Source organism: Aquamicrobium zhengzhouense (genome assembly GCF_016124105.1).
GTDB classification, from domain to species: Bacteria; Pseudomonadota; Alphaproteobacteria; order Rhizobiales; family Rhizobiaceae; genus Aerobium; species Aerobium zhengzhouense.
The window spans coordinates 112,672-132,824 of record NZ_JADGMQ010000002.1 but is presented as its reverse complement, the minus strand read 5'-3'; the positions used below and the strand labels follow the sequence as shown (position 1 = coordinate 132,824).

18 protein-coding genes are annotated in these 20,153 nt (G+C 59.4%); 13 read left to right on the top strand and 5 right to left on the bottom strand.

The genetic code is table 11. The annotated features are described in order from the left end of the window. Positions 1-1,398 carry a dihydrolipoyl dehydrogenase gene (gene lpdA / locus IOD40_RS03780; protein WP_198474502.1) on the top strand — a complete coding sequence of 466 codons (1,398 nt, stop codon included), beginning with the start codon at positions 1-3 and terminating at the stop codon, positions 1,396-1,398. On the opposite strand, the gene IOD40_RS03775 is transcribed toward lpdA, so the two are convergent. Together IOD40_RS03775 and gcvA are read right to left on the bottom strand one after the other, a co-directional pair. Beyond that, positions 1,395-2,579, bottom strand: a complete 1,185-nt coding sequence (locus IOD40_RS03775) for an aminotransferase (protein WP_198474500.1) — start codon at positions 2,577-2,579, stop codon at positions 1,395-1,397. The genes lpdA and IOD40_RS03775 overlap by 4 nt on opposite strands. 2 nt (positions 2,580-2,581) lie before the next feature. Continuing rightward, entirely contained in the window at positions 2,582-3,565 is a 984-nt protein-coding gene (gcvA, locus tag IOD40_RS03770) for a transcriptional regulator GcvA (RefSeq protein WP_198474498.1), read from the bottom strand. A 147-nt stretch (positions 3,566-3,712) separates the two neighbouring features. Here gcvA and speB point away from each other — a divergent pair, with 147 nt between their 5' ends. The 6 genes from speB (at position 3,713) to IOD40_RS03740 (ending at position 9,483) form a co-directional block, all read left to right on the top strand. After that, positions 3,713-4,771 (top strand): agmatinase, encoded by a 1,059-nt coding sequence (speB, locus tag IOD40_RS03765; protein ID WP_198474496.1) that lies wholly within the window; start codon positions 3,713-3,715, stop codon positions 4,769-4,771. A gap of 69 nt (positions 4,772-4,840) precedes the next feature. Continuing rightward, positions 4,841-5,929, top strand: coding sequence for an ABC transporter substrate-binding protein (locus tag IOD40_RS03760; RefSeq protein ID WP_198474494.1), 1,089 nt, complete (start codon positions 4,841-4,843; stop codon positions 5,927-5,929). 104 nt (positions 5,930-6,033) lie between these two features. Beyond that, complete coding sequence (locus IOD40_RS03755) at positions 6,034-7,059, top strand: ABC transporter ATP-binding protein (protein ID WP_198474492.1); 1,026 nt, start codon at positions 6,034-6,036, stop codon at positions 7,057-7,059. After that, positions 7,056-7,913, top strand: a complete 858-nt coding sequence (locus IOD40_RS03750; protein ID WP_198474490.1) for an ABC transporter permease — start codon at positions 7,056-7,058, stop codon at positions 7,911-7,913. Before IOD40_RS03755 ends, IOD40_RS03750 begins: the two co-directional genes overlap by 4 nt. After that, positions 7,910-8,713, top strand: coding sequence for an ABC transporter permease (locus IOD40_RS03745; RefSeq protein WP_198474488.1), 804 nt, complete (start codon positions 7,910-7,912; stop codon positions 8,711-8,713). Before IOD40_RS03750 ends, IOD40_RS03745 begins: the two co-directional genes overlap by 4 nt. Next, positions 8,710-9,483 (top strand): carbon-nitrogen hydrolase family protein, encoded by a 774-nt coding sequence (locus IOD40_RS03740; protein ID WP_198474486.1) that lies wholly within the window; start codon positions 8,710-8,712, stop codon positions 9,481-9,483. The genes IOD40_RS03745 and IOD40_RS03740 overlap by 4 nt, the downstream gene beginning before the upstream one ends. Here IOD40_RS03740 and IOD40_RS03735 read toward each other — a convergent pair. Next, the gene (locus IOD40_RS03735) at positions 9,478-10,641 is read right to left on the bottom strand and encodes a Gfo/Idh/MocA family protein (protein WP_325099656.1); all 1,164 of its coding nucleotides are present in this window, start codon (positions 10,639-10,641) and stop codon (positions 9,478-9,480) included. The two genes, IOD40_RS03740 and IOD40_RS03735, sit on opposite strands and share 6 nt — an antisense overlap. Before the next feature lie 181 nt (positions 10,642-10,822). Here IOD40_RS03735 and IOD40_RS03730 point away from each other — a divergent pair, with 181 nt between their 5' ends. The 5 genes from IOD40_RS03730 to IOD40_RS03710 are packed head-to-tail and all read left to right on the top strand — an operon-like array spanning position 10,823 to position 15,898. Beyond that, the gene (locus tag IOD40_RS03730) at positions 10,823-12,508 is read left to right on the top strand and encodes a glycosyltransferase (protein ID WP_198474484.1); all 1,686 of its coding nucleotides are present in this window, start codon (positions 10,823-10,825) and stop codon (positions 12,506-12,508) included. Beyond that, positions 12,498-13,865, top strand: coding sequence for an NAD(P)/FAD-dependent oxidoreductase (locus IOD40_RS03725; protein WP_198474482.1), 1,368 nt, complete (start codon positions 12,498-12,500; stop codon positions 13,863-13,865). The genes IOD40_RS03730 and IOD40_RS03725 overlap by 11 nt, the downstream gene beginning before the upstream one ends. Positions 13,866-13,869: 4 nt before the next feature. Further along, on the top strand, positions 13,870-14,280 hold the full coding sequence (locus tag IOD40_RS03720; RefSeq protein WP_198474480.1) for a DMT family transporter: 411 nt from the start codon (positions 13,870-13,872) through the stop codon (positions 14,278-14,280). After that, positions 14,277-14,909: a sugar transferase gene (locus IOD40_RS03715; RefSeq protein ID WP_198474478.1), complete on the top strand. Its 633-nt coding sequence runs from the start codon at positions 14,277-14,279 to the stop codon at positions 14,907-14,909. The genes IOD40_RS03720 and IOD40_RS03715 overlap by 4 nt, the downstream gene beginning before the upstream one ends. A gap of 8 nt (positions 14,910-14,917) precedes the next feature. Then, the gene (locus tag IOD40_RS03710) at positions 14,918-15,898 is read left to right on the top strand and encodes a polysaccharide deacetylase family protein (RefSeq protein WP_198474476.1); all 981 of its coding nucleotides are present in this window, start codon (positions 14,918-14,920) and stop codon (positions 15,896-15,898) included. 31 nt (positions 15,899-15,929) lie between these two features. On the opposite strand, the gene IOD40_RS03705 is transcribed toward IOD40_RS03710, so the two are convergent. Then, a complete protein-coding gene (locus tag IOD40_RS03705; RefSeq protein ID WP_198474474.1) occupies positions 15,930-17,633 on the bottom strand; it encodes a hypothetical protein in 1,704 nt (567 codons plus the stop codon). Next, positions 17,633-19,156 carry a GumC family protein gene (locus IOD40_RS03700; RefSeq protein ID WP_198474472.1) on the bottom strand — a complete coding sequence of 508 codons (1,524 nt, stop codon included), beginning with the start codon at positions 19,154-19,156 and terminating at the stop codon, positions 17,633-17,635. The genes IOD40_RS03705 and IOD40_RS03700 overlap by 1 nt, the downstream gene beginning before the upstream one ends. A gap of 177 nt (positions 19,157-19,333) precedes the next feature. Between IOD40_RS03700 and IOD40_RS03695 the strand changes: the two genes are divergently transcribed. Further along, the gene (locus tag IOD40_RS03695; protein WP_198474470.1) at positions 19,334-20,140 is read left to right on the top strand and encodes a WecB/TagA/CpsF family glycosyltransferase; all 807 of its coding nucleotides are present in this window, start codon (positions 19,334-19,336) and stop codon (positions 20,138-20,140) included. Positions 20,141-20,153 lie beyond the last annotated feature (13 nt).

Genomic DNA, 20,153 nt, shown 5'->3' with positions numbered 1-20,153 from the left:
ATGAAGGAAATCTCCTGCAAGCTCGCCGTCATCGGTGCAGGCCCCGGCGGCTATATCTGCGCCATCCGCGCCGGACAACTCGGCGTCGACACGGTGATCATCGAAGCGGTCAAGGCCGGCGGCACCTGCCTCAATGTCGGCTGCATCCCCTCCAAGGCGATCATCCACGCCGCCGATGAATTCTTCGCCGCAACGCATTTTGCATCGGACAAGGCAACGCTCGGCATCAAGGTAAGCGACCCCTCGATCGACTTCGCCAAAACGATTGCGTGGAAGGACGGCATTGTCGGCAGGATGAATTCGGGCGTCGCTGGGCTTCTGAAAAAGGCTGGCGTCAAGGCTGTGGTCGGCCGTGCACGGTTCCGCGATGGCAAGACGCTGGAGGTCGACACGGAAACCGGCATTCAGGTCATCCGCGCCGAAACAATCGTCATTGCCACCGGCTCAGCCCCGGTCGAACTTCCGTTCATGCCCTTTGGCGGCAAGGTGATCTCCTCGACCGAAGCGCTGTCTTTACGCGAAGTCCCGAAGGCGCTGGCTGTTGTCGGCGGCGGCTATATCGGGCTGGAACTTGGCACGGCATTTGCCAAGCTCGGGTCGAAAGTCACCGTCGTCGAAGCCCTACCGCGTATCTTGCCGCTCTACGACGCCGACCTCACGCGTCCCGTGCAAAAGCGCCTTGATGAACTCGGCGTCACCGTGATGACCGATGTGAAGGCAAAGGGCCTGTCGTCAGACGGCAGCGGGCTCGTGATCGAACGGTCGGATGAGAGCCTGCAGACCATCCCCGCCGACAAGGTGCTCGTCACGGTCGGTCGCAAACCCGTCACCAGCGGCTGGGGCCTCGACGAGATCGACCTCGACAAGAGCGGCCCGTTCATTCGCGTTGATGATCAATGCCGCACTTCGATGCGCGGCATCTATGCGATCGGCGATGTCACCGGCGAGCCGATGCTCGCCCATCGCGCGATGGCGCAGGGCGAGATGGTGGCGGAAATCATTGCTGGCAAACGCCGCAGCTGGGACAAGCGCGCCATTCCCGCCGTGTGCTTTACCGATCCCGAAATCGTCAGCGTCGGGCTTTCACCGGATGAGGCCAAACGCGCCGGGATCGAGACCAAGATCGGTCTGTTCCCATTCGCCGCCAATGGACGGGCGATGACGCTTCAGAACGAAGGCGGTTTCGTGCGTGTAATTGTTCGAGCCGACAACCATCTGGTGCTTGGCATTCAGGGTGTTGGAGCCGGCATTTCCGAATTGTCGGCTGCATTTTCACTCGCCATCGAGATGGGCGCGCGGCTTGAAGACATTGCCGGCACGATCCACGCCCATCCAACGCAAAGCGAAGGCTTTCAGGAAGCTGCCCTGAAAGCCCTCGGCCATGCGCTTCACATCTAGTCGATCTGGCGCAGGCGCTCGCCGACTTCCGCGATCTGCTCGGCATCGACATTGGCAAACGCTACCCGAAGATGTCGCTCGAGACCCGTTCCGAAGTAGGCGCCGGGGATGGTCACGATGCCATAATCCTTCGCAAGACGTTCGGCCGCCTGCGCCGATGTCATGTCATCTAAGGGATGGCGAACGAATGCAAAATATGCGCCCAGCGCCTGCAACTCCCAGCCGTTCTGCCCCGCAAACGCTTGGCGCATGGCGGCTGCGCGGCGGCCGATCTCGAGCCGGTTTTCCTCGCGCCAGTCGACCAGCGCCGGCAAACCCTTGGCTACCGCGAATTGCGGTGCTCGAGGCGCACAGATCTGCAGATTATCCATCACCTTTGCCACCTGCTCCACCACCGCTTCGCTCGCGGTGATTGCACCGAGGCGGTGGCCTGGAATGCAGAACGACTTCGAGAAGCTGTAGAGCTGGATCAGATTGTCGCGCCAATCTGCACGATCGAACAAGCCGTGGGGCCGACCGGCCCCCGGCTCGATGAAGTCGCGATACGTCTCATCCAGGAGAAGCCAGACACCCTTCTCGCGGCATAGCGCGAAAATCTCCTCGATCAGCTCGGCAGGATAAACAGCGCCGGTCGGATTGTTGGGCGTCACAAGCGCCAATGCCTTGACCCCGTCCAAAGCCGCCGCAATATCCTCCACTCGCGGAACGAAACCGTTCTCCGCATGGCATGGGAAATATCGCGGTTCGATCCCCATCATCTGCAGCGTGGTCTCGTGGTTGAAATAGCACGGATTGGTCATCAGAACCGCGTCACCGGCACCGGCTACGGCAGTCACTGCCGCGACAAATGCCTGGTTGCATCCCGCTGTCAGATGAATGTTTCCGGCGGACAAGCTGCCGTCATAGAGAGCAGAGACGTGCGCAGCATAGGCAGTACGCAACTCACGATCGCCTTCAATTGCGCCATAGCCGGCGCAGGCTGGTGAGCCGGCTGCTTCAGCAAGCCATTTGAGCAGATCCGGATGCGGGGCGTAACCGGGGACAGCTTGTGACAGATCAATCAGTTCCCCATGGGCGCCATCATAGCTGCGCGCCCAAGCCTGAACCGAAGGAATGGGAGGTGGCGCCAGCGTTTCGACCAGCGGATTGAAGGACGGCTTCAAGATGTGTGCTGACGTCATGCTCATGTCTTTGCGTTCGGACTGTTGTTTCGCTTGCTGCGCGTACCATCTGCACTGCGCAATTTGGTTCGTAACGCCAAGCCTTGCGGCTCGGCGCGTGCATCCTCTTCCTCCAGCTGTGCGAACAGCCAGTCGATAAACACGCTGACGACCGGCACAGCGCGCAGATCGCTTCTGCAGGCGACATAGAAGGCATCAGCCGCGGGCACCGCAAGATTGAACGGTGCTACAAGCTGCCCTTTCGCCAACAGGCTGGCAGCGGTCATGGTATCGCCAAGAGCTATGCCGTGGCCGTGCAGCGCAGCCTCCGTTGCCAGCCTCGCATCGCTCAGATGATGCTGCGGTCCGCGCGACAGGTCGAGCGCGTCGGCAGCAGCCAGCCACTGATGCCATTCCCGCCCATCGTCGGCATGAAGGATAACGTGATTGCCAAGGTCGCGGACCGTTCGCACCGGTTTCGAGTTCATCAAGGTCGGGCTGAGGACCGGAAAAAGGTCGAGATGGGACCAGCGCTTCACCCAGCAGTCAGGCCAGGTGCCATCGCCATAGAGGATCGACACGTCGACATCCGGCGAGCGGATGGCGGCCGCATCGTTGACCCCCTCCATCTTCAACCTGATCTCCGGAAAGCGCGCAGTGAAGCTTGCAAGGCGCGGAATGAGCCACAGCGACAACAGCGCCGGCACGCAGGTTATGGAGAGCGAGCCCGCCGTGACCGGACGCTCCATCCGCGCTGTTGCTGCTGCGATCTGATCAAATGCGGCAGATACCGCGGGCAAAAGTTCTGCGCCCTGCGGTGACAATCGATATCTCTGACCGTCGCGCTCAAAGAGGCGAACGTCGAGCGCACCTTCCAATGCTTTTATCTGATGACTGACAGCGCCATGGGTGACATTGAGTTCGCCGGCAGCGCGCGTCAGCGAACCGAGCCTCGCAGCTGCTTCAAAAGCCCGCAAGGGATTTAGCGGCGGTAGTCGCTTGACCAAAAATGTCCCCGATTGTGAATATTTCTCACACAGCAGCGTACAACAATATCAATTGAACTTCCAAGTTTTATGACGCACCATTATTTTTTGCACGCTGGTGTGAGGAACGTCGTCGACGAGGCCAGCGACAAGTAACGGGGTCGGGAAATGAGCTGGAACGAAGAAGAGCTGTTCAAACTTCGCGAACGCTACAGCGAAGGCGGTGGTGGAGACATCTATGACCCGCGCTTCAAGCGCGTCGCAGATCGCATCTTCTCGGGCAACACGCGCGTTGCGCCGTTTGCTGGCATTCCGACGTTCCTCGACGCACCATTCCGCCAAGTCGATCCGCAGAACCCCGATTTCAGCAATCTGGACGTCGCTATTGTCGGCATGCCGATGGACCTTGGCGTCACGAACCGCCCCGGCTCGCGCTTCGGCCCCCGCGCCGTGCGCACCATCGAACGTGTGGGACCTTACAATCATGTGCTCGATTGTGCGCCGGTTCAGCAATTGCGCGTCGCAGACGTAGGCGATGTTCCGTTCCGCAGCCGCTACATGCTAGAGCAAAGCCATCAGGACATTGAGGCCTGGATCGGCAAGATCGTTGCCGCCGGTGTCATGCCGCTGTCAGTCGGCGGTGACCACTCGATCAGCCATCCGATCCTGAAGGCGGTTGGCAAGGATCGCCCTGTCGGCATGATCCACATCGACGCCCATTGCGACACGTCCGGTGCGTTCGACGGCACCAAGTTCCACCACGGCGGCCCGTTCCGCAACGCGGTGCTCGACGGCGTGCTCGACCCCACACGCACCATCCAGATCGGCATTCGCGGCTCGTCCGAATATCTGTGGGAGTTCTCCTACGAATCCGGCATGACGGTGATCCACGCGGAAGAAATGCCAGCCATGGGCATCCCGGCGATCATCAAGAAGGCCCTGGAAGTCGTTGGCGATGGCCCGACCTACCTCTCCTTCGACATTGACAGCCTGGATCCTGCTTACGCGCCGGGCACTGGCACACCTGAAATTGGCGGGCCATCGAGCCGCGAAATTCTTGAGCTGATCCGCGGCTTGAAGGGCGTGAACATTATGGGCGGCGACGTCGTTGAAGTGGCGCCACAATACGACTCCACAACCAATACCGCTCATGCAGGTGCCCAGATGTTGTTCGAAATTCTGAGCCTGATGGTTTTCAGCCCGACGATGGCAGGCAAGTCGCGCTAAAACGACAAATATATTATCCATAAGACAAAGCGGTTGGCCCTTAGCCTTCCGATATAGAGGAGAACACGGATGACCAATATTCTCGCAACGAAGATCAGCCGGCGCGCGGCCCTGGGAGCTGGCCTTGCGACAGCTGGCGTGCTTGCCATGCCGACGATCCTTCGTGCCCAAGACCGCTCGATCAAGGTCGGCGTCTATGGCGGCTACTTCAAGGATTCTTTCGACAAGCACATCTTCCCCGGCTTCACCGAAGCAACCGGCATCGCGGTTGAATCGATTGCTGAGCCAACGGGCGAAGCCTGGCTTGTCCAGCTCGAACAGGCAGCGCGCGCGGGTCAGGCCCCTGCCGACCTTTCGATGATGTCGCAGGTTGCGATGCTCAAGGGTCAGGCGACGGAGCTCTGGACGCCGATCGATACCGCCAGGATGAAGAACGCCGGCAATCTGCTCGACCAGTTCGTCAACAAATACCCGGACGGCCGCGTCGCCGGCATCGGTGCCGTCGCCTGGTACATCACGCTCGTCACCAACACCGACGTCTACAAGGATGCACCCGAAAGCTGGACCGCACTCTGGGACGAGGCCAACAAGGACAAGATTGGGCTTCTCGCGCTGGTCTCCAACTCGTTCCTGCTCGAAGTGACGGCCAAGACCTTCTTTGGCGGCACCAATGCGCTCGACACCGAGGAAGGCCAGATCAAGGTCTTCGAAAAGCTCGCAGAAGTGCGCCCTAACGTTCGCCTCTGGTACCGCGATGAAGCCCAGTTCGAACAGGCGCTGAAGTCGGGCGAAATCCCGATGGGCCAGTACTACCACGACGTCACCGGCCTTGCCGCTGCTGACGGTCAGCCGGTTCGCTCGACCTTCCCGAAGGAAGGCGGCATTCTGGACTCCGGTTGCTGGGCTCTGTCACGCGCATCGAAGAAGGTCGACGAGGCGCACGAGTTCATCGACTACATGTGCCAGCCGCAGATCCAGGCCGAACTTTCGCGCAAGGTAGGCACCGCGCCAACCATCCGTCGTGACCTCCTTGATCTCGCGGACGAAGAGTTCGCTGCCGTATCGTCGGAAATCGATCCGATCATTCCTCGCTATGATTTGTACACTTCCAAGGCCGACTGGCTGAACCAGAAGTGGACCGAGATGATCGCTGGCTGATCACGGATTTCCTTGTGATTTCCTCGAGCTGATGGCACGAGGAAATCTGGAACACGCTGACGGGCGGCCTGTTTGCCGCCCGCGGCCCTTGAGAGGGTGACTGCATGTCGGGGCTCCAGCTACAGGACCTTACCAAGCGCTTCGGCTCCGTGAACGCGGTCGCCAGCGTGAATCTTTCCGTGCCTCAGGGCACGTTTGTGTGTCTTCTCGGCCCTTCGGGCTGCGGAAAGACCACTCTTCTGCGCATGATAGCGGGCCTTGAAGAGCCTACCGAAGGCGCGATCGTGCTCGACAACAAGGACATGACCGGCGTTCCGACGCACCAGCGCGATTTCGGGATGGTCTTTCAGTCCCTTGCCCTGTTCCCGCATCTGAATGTTGGGGAAAATATTGCCTACCCGCTGCGTATCCGCGGCGTCGACAAGGCAGAGCAGAAAAGGCGCGTGGAAGAGCTGCTCGAACTCGTGCGCCTGCCCGGGCTTGCGGATCGCCCGGTCGCGAAGCTCTCCGGTGGCCAGCGTCAGCGCGTCGCGATCGCGCGCGCTCTCGCCCTTCGCCCCAAGCTGTTTCTGCTCGATGAGCCGCTGTCCGCGCTTGATGCCAAGTTGCGCGAGGCGATGCAGGTTGAACTACGCCAGTTGCAGCAGTCGCTTGGCATCACGACCATTGTTGTTACCCACGACCAGCGTGAAGCCATGACCATGGCCGACCTCGTTGTCGTGATGGGCGAAGGCCGCATTCGTCAGGCTGCGTCGCCCATTCAGGTTTATCGCAAGCCCTCTGATGCATTTGTTGCCGACTTCATCGGAATGACGAACCTCCTTCCGTTGAAGGGCAATGGCGATCTTTTGGGGCGGTCATTTCCGAGCCTTGGAATGGCCGTCGGACCGCGGGGTGGACATCTGTCCGTGCGACCTGAAGATATTCGCCTCGTATCGCCGGATCAGGGCACTCTGACGGGCACCGTAACTTTCGTTCGCGATCTTGGCGGAACAATCGAGACGTTTGTCGATGTAGAAGGCACTTCGATCGTGGCAGTCACGACGCCCCGGGAACGCACGCCTTACGTAGCCGGAGACAATGTCGGCATCCATCTTCCCGTTGAAAGCTGCGTGGTGCTGAAGGGATGAGACGCGAACCGCCTCGGAGCCTCGCTGACTACGCGCCGATTGCCTTTCCGGCAATCATGCTGCTGGTGTTCTTCGTGATCCCGTTTTCGACGATGATCGCGGTTTCGTTCTTCCGCCGCGATCCGGCCGGGTTCTACTCGCGCGATTTCATCTTCGACAATTACGAACGCTTCCTGTCAGCGTTTTTTGGCGGAGTGCTGAGCTTTTCGATCATGCTGGCGATTGTCGTTGCAATCATCTGCGTCATCCTCGCCTTCCCCTTTACCTGGCTACTTTCGCAAGCGTCTCGGAGAGTGCAGATCGTCTGGCTGGTGGCGATCCTCTCGGTCCTATCGCTATCGGAAGTCATTATCGGCTTTGCCTGGACGACGCTGTTTTCACGCACAGCGGGCCTCACGAACATCCTCGTCTGGCTTGGCCTGATGAGCGAACCTCACGCTCTCATGCCGAACTTCGGCGCGGTCCTGACAGGCATGGTGTATCAGGCGCTTCCATACACGATCCTCGTTCTCTATCCCGCCATCGTGCGCCTTGATCCAACCTTGATGGAGGCCGCACGCACGCTTGGATCCTCACCGCTGCGCTCGTTTTTCAATGTGATCGTACCAGCAATGCGGAGCACCATTACGGCAACGCTGATCATGGTCTTCGTGTTCGCGCTGGGATCATATCTTCTGCCGCAGATGCTCGGGCGCCCGCAGCACTGGACGCTTTCCGTGTTGATCACCGACCAGGCGATTTACCAGTCGAACATGCCTTTTGCGGCGGCGATGGCTGTTTTCCTCGTCCTGATGTCCCTCGCCTTCGTCGGGCTCACGCTTCTGGTCGGAGCACGCAAGGGAGCGGAAGCATGAGCGCAACCGCCCTTCGCCGGATTATTTTCACGTTCGTTGGTATATTCCTTGCAGCGCCGCTGGTGGTCGTTGCTGGGGTTTCGGTCAACGAGAAGCAGGCTCTGACTTTTCCTCCGCAAGGCTTCTCGTTCAACTGGTACCAGCAGATTTTTACCGATGACAGCTGGCGTGCTGCCCTGATCAACTCAGTCACGCTTGCTGCAGCCTCCGCTGCGCTGGCTGTCCTGATGGCGCTGCCGCTCTCCTGGTTCCTCTGGCGGCGCATTGCGCCTTGGGCCAATGTATTCCGGCTTCTCGGCGTTGCGCCGTTCATCCTGCCGCCGGTCATCACAGCGCTGGGCTTTCTGACCTTCTGGGCAACAATAGGTGCCTACGGCCAACCTTGGACGGCTGCAATCAGCCATGCCATCTTCTTCATCACCCTGCCGCTGGTCACGCTATCGCTCGGGTTTGCCTCGATCGATCGTTCGCTGGTTGAAGCGGCTGCCACAATGGGTGCCAATGACCGCACGATCCTGCGAACTGTGGTTCTGCCTCTGATCCTGCCCTACCTGATCTCGGGCTTTGCCTTCGCTTTCGTGCTGTCGCTCAACGAGTACATCATCGCCTACATGACCGTGGGCTTCACGATGGAAACGCTGCCGATCAAGATTTTCAACGCCCTGCGCTACGGCTACACGCCGACGATGGCGTCGGTGTCTATTTTCTTCGTCGTTCTTGCTGCTATCATCTTCAGCCTGATCGCCCGCTTTGGTGACCTGCCAAAGCTCTTGGGCGCTTTGTCGGGGGGAGACAAATGAAGCTGGCAATTCTGCAGATGCGAGCGGCGCCGGGTGATGTAGAAGCCAATCTGAAGGCAATCGAAAAGGGCATTCGGGATGCAGCCCGGCAAGGCGCAGATCTCGTAATTGCCCCAGAACTTGCGCTGACCGGTTATGGCGCAGGCAATGCCATTACCAGACTGGCAGAGCCTGCGAATGGGCCGTCGCTTAAACGGCTTTACTCCATCGTCGCCCAGACGGGCACCGCGCTCGTGACAGGGTTTGCCGAAGCGGACAACGAGTCAGTCTGGAACAGCGCCATCTTCATTGACGGAAAAAACAAATCCGTCGTCTACCGCAAATCCCACCTGTACGGTGACTACGAACGAGCGCTTTGCAAGGCAGCGGACCCGTCGACGGTCACATTCCAACTCGCTGGAATGAAGGTGGGCATGCTCATCTGCTTCGATGTCGAGTTCCCGGAAAATGTTCGGCGGCTTGCGCTTGCAGGCTGCAATCTGGTCGTTGTGCCCACTGCCCTGCCAGAAAGCCCTTACGCGAAGTTCATATCGCGCTCGATGATCCCGGTCCGTGCATTCGAAAACCAGATATTCGTCGCCTATGCCAATCATGCAGGCGAAGATGGTTCCTATGAATATGCCGGCCTGTCGATCATCGCCGCGCCGGACGGCACGCCACTGGCAAAAAGCGATACGAGCAACGAAGAGCTTCTGATCGCGCAACTTGACCCCGACGCTTATGTCGAGGCCAAGGAGCAGAACAGCTATCTGGCAGATCTTCGCCTATAGGGTTGTCCAGGCGCCATTTTCCTTTGAAGACCGGACACAGCTTTCAATGAAGGCTACTCCTTCGACACCATCCGCTACCGTGGGGAAAATCACATCGTCAGGGATGGAGCTTCCCGGCTCGCGCAGTGCACGGATCGCGCGGGCCGCCTCTGCGTAGATATTGGCAAAGCCCTCAAGGTATCCTTCCGGATGGCCACCTGGAATTCGGGTCACCCGGCCAGCGGCAGCGCCAGCCCCTACTCCGCCCCGCGTTATCAGGCGCTTCTCGTTTCCGAAGGGAGTGAACCACAAGTGGTTGGGATGCTCCTGCTCCCACTCTAACCCGCCCTTTGAGCCATAGACGCGCAGCTTGAGACCATTTTCATGGCCCGGCGCAACCTGGCTCGCCCAGAGCATGCCCTTCGCTCCACCCTTGAAACGCAGCATGACGTGCGCATTGTCATCAAGCTGACGACCCTCGACAAATGAGGAAAGGTCTGCCGAGAGCCGGTCAAGCTCCAGACCCGTGACGAAGCGCGCAAGGTTGTAAGCGTGTGTTCCGATATCGCCCAGCGCTCCACCAGCGCCGGATTTGGATGGGTCGGTTCGCCAATCAGCCTGTTTTGAAGCGACCGCCTCAGTCAGCCAATCCTGCGGGTACTCAGCCTGAACGACCCGAAGTGTCCCCAGCGCCCCTTCCGCGATCATCTGCCTGGCGTGTCGGATCATCGGATAGCCGGTGTAATTGTGGGTGAGCACCAGCAACCGTCCGCTGTTCTTCACCAACTCCGCCAGCTTCATCGCATCGGAAAGGTTCGACGTGAGCGGCTTGTCGCAAATGACATGTATGCCAGCCTCCAGGAAGGCTTTCGCCGCCGGATAGTGCATGTGGTTCGGAGTCACGATCGATACGGCTTCAACGCCGTCGGCGCGCGCTGCCTCTGCCTTGGCCATCTCTTCGAATGAGGCGTAGCAGCGTTCTGGATCAAGCCCTAGCTCTCTTCCCGAAGCACGCGCGCGTTCTGGATCAGATGAGAGCGCCCCTGCAACAAGCTCAAACTCGCCATCTAGCCTCGCCGCAATGCGATGAACCCCGCCTATGAATGCGCCCTGCCCGCCGCCGACCATACCGTAACGGATCGGGCGATCCGCCTCGCGGAAATTTCCCTCGATTGCCACGCTTTTCCTCCTCCGTGCGAAGCTCCAACCCAATCCCTAAACCGATTCAATACCAAGATAAACCTGCTCCTCATCAGCGTGCCTCAAACTGAAACACCCCATCACTGGCATGACCCTTGCTTGAACCATCAAGAAGGCGATCAGGCCAAACGACAGCCTGGTCGCAAATGGGAGTGGCAACATGCATCGACAGGAACATATTCTTTCCGTGAATCTGGAAGATTACTTCCAGGTCGCGCCAATGCGTCAGGTGATACCTCACCGCTACTGGCCCCGTTTCGAGCGTCGCGTTGAAAAATCTGCGCTATCGACGCTCGATCTGCTCGATCGTCATGGCGCCAAGGCCACTTTCTTCGTTGTCGGCTGGCTGGCGGAGCAGAACCCGGACTTGTTGGCGGAGGTCGCGCGTCGTGGCCATGAAGTCGCGAGCAAAGGCTATCTGCACCGCAATTTCAGCCAGATGAGCCTCAACGAGTTGCGCGATGACTTCCGGCGTTCCCGTGACGTGATCGAAAATGCGACGGGCAAGAAAATCATCGGCTATCGCATAGCCGAGGGCTCCTTACCTGCCGATGACGTCGAACCCTACCGAATGCTGGCACAGGAAGGGGTCAAGTACGATTCGAGCCTGCGTCCGTTTGGTGCGCGTTTCATCAGCCGGCCTGATCTGCGCAGGACGCATGAAATCAAGGGCGAAGGCTGGTCGATCATGGAGGTTCCGCTTTCCTCGGACACCTTGCTCGGCGTGCCATATCCGGTCACGGGCGGAAATTACATGCGCCAGCTGCCGCGTTCGCTTCATGAAAACCGCGTCACGTCGTGGCACGCGAAAAATGACGCGCCCTGGCACTTTTATTTTCACTCCTGGGAACTGGACCCCGAGCAGCCTCGCGTTTCGGCTACCACGCGGCTTTCGCGCATGCGCCAGTACCGAAATCTGGACGAGATGCGCGCGCGCATCGAAACCTGGCTCGAGCGCTACTCGTTCCGCGGCATCGCCGAGACATTGGAGTTTCCTATCGAGGAGGCGCCCGCCCGTGTCCCCTCCACGACAGTTCCGATCAGGATTGATACTCACTCCAGCGCGCGCGACGTGAAGTCCGTGACTATCGTCACTCCGTGCTACAATGAGGAGGAGACACTCCCCTACCTTGCGAGCACGCTGGCGTCGGTCGCTCGGGACAATGCCGACGTCTATAAGTTCTCCTACGTCTTCGTCGATGACGGTAGCAAGGACGGCACCTGGGAAAAGCTGAACGAACTGTTCGGCAGGCGCGACGACGTTCAACTGATCCGTCACAAGACCAATCGCGGCATCGCCGCAGCGACAATGACGGGCATTCGCGCCGCCAAGGATGAGATTGTCTGCGGCATCGATTGCGACTGCTCGTTCGATCCGCACCTGCTTGCCGAGATGATCCCGCTGCTCAAGCAAGACGTCGACATGGTTCAGGCGTCTCCTTATCACCGCAATGGCGGAGTGATGAACGTGCCGGCATGGCGTCTCGCCCTCTCCAAGGGCGTGTGCATGATCTACCAGCGCATCCTCAATCACGCCTTCTCAAGCTACACGGCCTGCTTCCGCGTCTATCGCCGCTCGAAGATGCTGGGAATGAAGCTCGATGACGAAGGCTTCATGGGCATCATGGAGATCTTCGTGCGCTTGGATCAATCCAAGGCGCACATCGTCGAATTCCCGGCTGTTCTGGAAACTCGCCTGATCGGTCAGTCGAAGATGAAGGTCTTGCGGGTGATCCGCAATCATCTGGGACTTATCCGCCGTCTGGTTACTGAGCGGCGCGGCGAAAGCTCTTTCTCCACGTCCATTCCATCGCCGGCAAATGGGAGTTCGCAATATGGCTCGTGAACGCTGGTGCATTGTCGGTGGAGGAATGCTGGGGCTGGCCCTGGCGCACAAGCTGGCAAGGCAAGACCGAGAGATCACAATCCTGGAAGCGTCTGACCGCTTCGGCGGGCTGGCGGACGCGTGGACGGTCGGGCCGGTCACCTGGGATCGGCACTATCACGTCACCCTGATGTCCGACCTGCACATGCGCGATCTGTTGAAGGATATCGGGCTGGCCGACGATATGAACTGGCGCACGACCCGGACCGATTTCTATGAGAATAGCCGGTTCCATCCACTGAACAACGCGATCGACTTCCTGCGTTTTCCGCCTCTTGGTCTGATCGACAAGGCTCGGCTCGCCTTCACAATCCTCTACGCGTCCCGCCTGAAAAACGGCGTTGCGCTTGAGAGCATACCTGTCGCTGCCTGGCTTAAAAAGCTGTCTGGCGAGTGCACCTATGAGCGCATCTGGAAGCCGCTCCTGCGCGCCAAGCTCGGCGAAAACCACAAGATCGTCTCAGCCTCTTTCATCTGGTCGGTGATCAACCGCTTCTACAGCGCGCGCCGGGCCGGTATCGAGAAGGAGATGTTCGGCTACGTCACAGGCGGATACAAGCGCATCATCGATACGCTGGTCGCTGATCTCGAAAGCCGCGGAGTAATCTGCCGAGAAAGCGCGCCGGTTCGCGAAATTTCGCAGTCCCCGCACGGCATCAGTGTTCGCACATCAGTTGGAACCGATACGTTTGATCGTGTGGTGGTAACCGTTCCAGGCGATCATGCGGCTCGCATGTGCGCCGCCCTGACACAGCATGAGCGCGATCGGCTCGACGCCCTTCGATATCAAGGCGTTGTCTGCGCGTCGGTGGTCCTCAAAAAGCCGCTCAGAGGTCGATACCTGACCTATGTCGCGGACGAGACGGTACCGTTCACGGGCGTCATCGAGATGACGGCAGTGGTCGATCCAGAGACCTTCAACGGCCTCAGCCTCGTCTACCTGCCGCACTACCTCCCGGCAGATCATCCGCTTTTCGATGAGAGCGAGGAAGTGTTGCGTGAAAATTGCATCAGCAATCTGAAGCGCATGTACCCGCATATCACCGATGACGATGTCGTGGCATTCCGCGTCTCGCGGGCGCGCAATGTGATGGCGGTTCAGGCCCTGAATTATTCAAAGGCAGTGCCTCCGATGGAGACATCTGTTCCCGGCCTTCACATCGTCAATTCGGCACAGATCATCAACGGCAATCTCAATGTGGACGAGGCGATCGGGCTCGCTGATCGCGCCGTGCCGCAGCTCCAGCGACTGGCTGCAGCACCGGCCTTACCCGACGCTGCGAACAACAATCCCCCTCTTGCCATCCCCGCGGAATAGAAACATGGCCTGGATATTCCTGATCATCGCCGTGCTCTCGAACATCACGTCGAACGTCATGTTCAAGCTGGCAATGGGTGCGTTCCCGCAGGAACGCACCTTCGAGACGCTGCTGCGCTTCGCCGTCAATCCCTATCTGTGGGCAGGCGGCATGGCATGTGTCCTTCTTCTGGGGTGCTATCTACTCGCTCTGCGAGACCTCAGCCTGATGATGTCCTATGTGTTCGTCATTTCCCTGTCGATGGTCGGAATAACGACGGCATCCGTGGTCTTTTTCGGAGATCCGCTTTCGCTCAAGGCTGGCTTCGGGGCTGCCCTTGTTATTGCCGGTGTTTCCCTGATCGCCTCCGCCAATCACGAGTCTCCGGCCGAGGAGACCAGCGGCGCTCAGCATGTCGAAGTAGCAGCAAGATGAGGACAGGCCACACAGTCGAATATGCGCGGCCACTGCCACGCTCCAGCCCGATTGCCAAACGCGCTTTCGACATCGTCGGCGCGCTTCTTGCGCTCGTGGTGTTCGCTCCGCTTTTGGCGCTCGTCGCCATCGCAATCCGTATCGACAGCACGGGGCCGGTGTTCTACCGGCAGGAGCGCTATGGCGTCGGGCGCACGCGCTTTTGCATCTACAAATTCCGCACCATGCGAGACGAGAACAACGACGAGTTTCGTCAGGCGATGCGAGACGATGAGCGGATCACCCGGGTGGGTCGCATCCTCCGCCGTGTCAATCTTGATGAACTGCCTCAGCTGCTCAACGTGCTTCTTGGCGACATGTCGCTGGTCGGTCCGCGGCCGCATCCGGTCGCGCTGGATGAACAGTTTGCTCCCCGTGTCGACCGCTACTGGGATCGCTACGATACGCTTCCCGGCATCACGGGGTGGGCCCAGGTCAAAGGATTTCGTGGCGAAACCGACACGCTTGAGAAAATGAAGCACCGCGTCGCCCACGATCTTGAATATCTGCAACGCAGGTCGTTCTGGTTCGACATCCGTATCTTGCTGATGACTCTTTTCGCAGCCAGCGCTTACCGCAACGCTTTTTGAGGAACGTTATGCGCCCCGCCAGCCTGTCGCTCGATCTGGACAACCTCTGGACCTATATGAAAACGGCGGGGATCGCTGGTTGGGAGACTTTCCCCTCCTATCTGGATCTCGTCACGCCTCGCATCCTTGATCGACTTGATCATCATGGATTGAAAATCACCTTTTTCATCGTTGGGCAGGATGCAGCCTTGAAGGAGAACCGACAGGCGCTTCGCCGCATCGCGGAGGCCGGCCACGAGATCGCCAACCACTCGTTTCACCATGAGCCGTGGCTCTCGCGAAGTTCGCGTGAGGCGATGAGTGCCGAGATTGCGCAAGCTGAAGATGCCATCGGCGACGCGACGGGCCAGCGCACTATCGGGTTTCGCGGCCCGAGCTTCTGCCTGTCCACGCCACTTCTCGAAACACTGTGCGAGCGTGGATATGAATATGACGCCTCGACGCTGCCGACGTTTTTGGGGCCGCTTGCCCGAGCCTATTATTTCACGCGCTCTGATCTGTCGGCGGAGGAACGCAAGAAGCGTTCCCTGCTGTTCGGTTCGCTGGCCGACGGGCTTCGTCCCATCAATCCGTATGAATGGAACCTGTCCACGGGACGAATGGTCGAAATTCCCGTGACCACGACACCGCTGATCCGTGCGCCCTTTCATCTGACCTATCTGTCGTTTCTAGCAACGCATTCAGGAGCGATTGCGACTGCTTACTGGAAAGCCGCATTGTCTGCGTGCCGCCTCTTCGGTGTCCAGCCCTCGGTGCTGCTGCATCCGCTCGATTTTCTTGGCTGCGACGATCTCCACATCCTGTCGCGTTTTCCGGGCATGCGGCTCCCTTCGGCGCGAAAGCTCGCCATCATCGATATGGTTCTCTCCGACCTCGCCAAGGGACACCGCGTCATGACGATGCGGGAGCATGCACATGAGCTGCGCCGCGGTCGGCTGCACGATCGCACGCCATCCTTTGAAGCGGACAGTGCTACACTCGCGACCTGAAGACCAGGTTGAACCGCCAGCGCTCCGCCCATCACGGCTTTTCGTAAAGCACCCAGCACGGGTCGATCTGAACCTTTCGCCGTCCTTCCAGGACGGGCTCAGCAATGGCCCGGATCGCGGCTCGCTGATCAACCAGCGGACAGATCGGTTCGAGAATTGCGTCCACCTGTGCAAGACCGGCACGATAGTCATCGTGGCGAGCAGCCGGATAACCGCGGGTCGGATCAAGTCCCATTGGCATCGCCTTGGCACCCTGACGCCCCATCAGCATGGGCAGCGGATCCACGTAATCCAATCCCGCCAGACTGGCGTAATGGTTTCCGGTCGCCTCTTCATGGTGCCTGATCGCTTTGATGCCTTCAGCAACATCGATGAGGTAAAGAATTTGGGTGTCAGGCGTCGTGTAATACAGAAATGAAGGATCTTCGCCCTCGCTGATCAATGTTCGGTATCCATTGACGTTGTCCGCGAAGTGTGCGCGCAGTTTTTCCGCGCGCCGGATATAGTCGTCCCGAGCTGAAACACTGTTCAGTATGCCCAGCTCAGGCAGGTCAAGACTGATCTGGGTCGGCATGATCGCAAGCGCTCTCCCGAGCCTGTGCACTGTCTTCGTGATCAACGACAAAGCAGTGACCGCGACAAGCGTAATGATGACCACCCGCCAGCGCCCCTCCAGTTGATGTCCCGGGATGAGAAGCCCGGATAACAGCGGCCACAGGTAGATGAACTCCTGGGACCCTGTGTTCTGCATTTCGAACAGGATCGCGAATCCCGTCATCAACGCGAGCTGGACGGATGTCAGCGAGAAAAGCCCCGTGACATTTTCCGGAAAAGGTGTCGTCAGTGCAGCAACGAGCCTGCCCCGCTCCAGATAGGCGAGCGCGCCGCACAAGACAGCGGCCGGGGCCAGAACGTCAAGCTCATGCGAGACCAGACGCAAAAATCTCCCGATAAAGCCGCCGCTATTGTGGGACAGCATCGCCAAGACATCGGCGATGTAGAGCGAGACGATGCCGAGACCGAGTTCGACGAGCGCGAGCGGGACCAGGAAGGCGACGAGACCGGCAGCGATCGCCTTGGGACCAAGCCTCCCCGCGAGGACGGCCACGCCCACGAAACCAGCGCCCGCAACAAAGCCGGTAATCTTCAGAAAGAACAGCGCTGCTGCGCTCAATCCGACAATCGTGCCAAGGACCAGGTGCCGCCTTACCAGCGCCAAAGCGGATGCAAGGACATAGAGGAGCAGCCCTGCCTGCCGATTGTAGAGTCCGTATCCATCGACCGACGGCACGGAAACGAATTCGTTGGAGTTAATCGGCGCAAGGCTGAAGAACGCAAACGGCAGGACGACTGCTACAACCCTCCCAGCGGAAACACCGGCAGAAAGAACCACCGCAAGCATCAGCGGCAAAGTGACGATCAGCAGCGAATATTGCCCGAGAAGCAGAGGTTGACCATCGGGCCACACGCGCCACAGCAATTCATAGAGGTAGTACGGCAGGGCGCCGACGGAGAGGAAGAAGTCCTGATGCGGCACCTCTCCTCCACGGATGCGATGAGCTGCGTCCGCGAAGAAGTAGATGTCCCAATAATAGGTGCCGATCGGCAGTTCGCGCACGAGCGTGAGGAGAACAGAAGCGATTGCTGCCGTGACGCAGAGAACCGTAACGGCAGCGAAATTGGTCCCGGGCATTGACTTGTCGCTGGTACGGAAGTCCCGAACGACCTCAGCCATTAGCGTACGCCACCAAGAAGCGATCCGGAGGACGGCTTATCCGAGGTTGCTCGCCCCGCACCACCAAAAAGCTGCATTGCCAGCGCAAGGCAAAGCCCTAGACCGAGGCCTACAACCAGTGCCGCGCCAAGCAGCAGGAACGGCTTCGGCCAGCTAGGCGTGAAGTCGGGGCTCGCTTGCGAAATCACCCTTGCCACATCGTTCGGGAGATTGACCTGTTCGCGTGCATCCTTCGACCGCACGAGGAACTGCTCGTAAATGGCTGCGTCGGATGCGGCCTGGCGCTCGAGATCCCGCAGCTCTACACTCGCCTGATTGGTCGCGACGGTCGCCGCCTCCAGCTGTGCTATCTGCTGACGGATTGCGCGCTCGTTTGCTGCCGCAACATCATGCTCTACCTGGTAGCGCGCGATCAACCGATCGACTTCGCGCTTGATATCGGCCTGAACAGTCGACTTGGAATCTCTCAGCGCCTGCAAGGACGGATGGCGCGGCATCAGCGTGGCTGAAAGCGAGGCTTCCCGTGAAGTCAGTGACGAGTATTGCTGGCGTAAGGAATCAAGATGCGGCGAGTCTAGCGAACCTGCGGCCAGAACCCGTTCCACCGGTTGCCCGCGCATGCGAGACACTTCTTCCCAACGCGACTTCGCGGCGCTCGCGGTCGTCGACACGACGCTGAGCTGCTGGTTGAGGTCACGCAGCTGCTGCTCAACGACGGTGACGCGTTCGGCACTCAACAGACCATTTTGGGCCCGGTATTCTTCAACTTTTCGCTGCGATGCCAGCGCGGCTTCCCGAAGCTCCTCAAGACGTCCGCCAAGCTGCTCCTCCACCTCGGAAATCTGCGAACGCGTGTTACGGCTGAGATCTGCGATATAGAGTTCAGTCAGCTTGTTGGCGATGTCAGCAGCCTGGATTGGATCCTTCGATTTGACGGTCACGCCAAGAACGTAGGTGTTCCCCTTTCGGTAAACTTCAACGTCCTCTTGCAGCGCCCGCACGGCCTTGTCTTCATCGCTCAGCCCTGCAGTCGAAGCGGCTCGTGGCCCACGCAACAGCAGACGTGCGAAATCGCGAAAGATCGAACTGCTTGAGCTTGCGACCGCATCCGGATCATCCAGCAGATTCAGCTCGGTGATCAGCTGTCGCAAGATGGGCTGCGAGGTCATGACATTGACCTGACTGTCCAGCAGGAAGGTGTCTGCCCCAAGTGATGACTGCCCCATGCCTCCGGGGACAATCTCCTGGTCAAAGACGGCGCGCCGTCTCGGATCGATCAACACATCGGCGGTCGCCTCGTAGACGGGCGGCACGATCCAGATATAGGCCAACGCAAGAAAGAGCGCACCGATAGTGCACGCTGCCACCAGCCGAGCACGTGTTGAAACGGCCGACCATACAACGCGAACGTCGGAGACAAACGGTGCCTCAGATCGCTCGGTGGTTTCGAAGCCCCGATAGTCAATCAGTTCGACCTTTTCTGGAGGCCGAATGTCGTCTCTGTCCAGCCGGAATCTGCGCATCGCGAAATGTGTCCTGTGCCAGATTGTGTCACCCCACCGACTGAAGGCCGGTTAGGAGCACCTGCATAAATCCCCTCAGCAAGCCGCATGCCACGACCCGCCAGCGTGTCAATTCGGATCACCAGGCACTGGCACGTTCGTTGCATGGAATCCTCTGCATGACGCGAGGATTAAACAATGAAACGTGGCGAAAAGCTGCCGATTCTCGGGGTTGGGGTTAACGCCACCGACTATCAGGGCGCTGTAACGCGTATAATGGACGCAGCGAATTCCGGAAAGCCGTTCTCTGTCACCGCCCTGGCTGTCCACGGCGTGATGACAGGTGTGCAAGATCCCTCCCATCGCTACCGGCTTAATCATTTGAATATGGTGGTTCCTGACGGCCAGCCGGTTCGTTGGGCGCTCAATCTTCTGCATGCCACTGGACTGAAAGATCGCGTCTACGGGCCAAACCTGATGCTTCGGGTGTGCGAAGCCGCGGCACGTGAGGGTGTGCCGATATTCCTTTATGGCAGCCGCCCCGAGGTGATGGAGCGGCTTGAGATAAACCTGCGGGAGAAGTTTGCAGGCATTCGTATCGTCGGGACCGCAACCTCGCGCTTTCGCATGGCGGACAGCGCTGAAAACTCCGAGGTCATCGCTGCGATCAAGGAGACCGGGGCACGCATCGTCTTCGTCGGGCTCGGCTGTCCACGCCAGGAAGTGTTCGCTTTCGAAAACGCCGAAGACCTCTCCTGCCCGGTGATAGCAGTCGGTGCGGCGTTTGATTTCCATGCTGGAACTCAGCCACAGGCGCCAGCATGGATGCAGGACCGAGGACTGGAATGGCTGTTTCGCCTGCTGTGCGAACCGACACGGCTGTGGCGGCGCTATCTGTTCCTGAACCCTTTGTTTTGCTGGAATATCGCCCGCCAATGGGCCTTTCCCGGCGCATTTCGACCGGACGAAGATCGCGCGCCCACCGGCCGCCAGAACTACGTCTGAGTCTGCGGGCGCA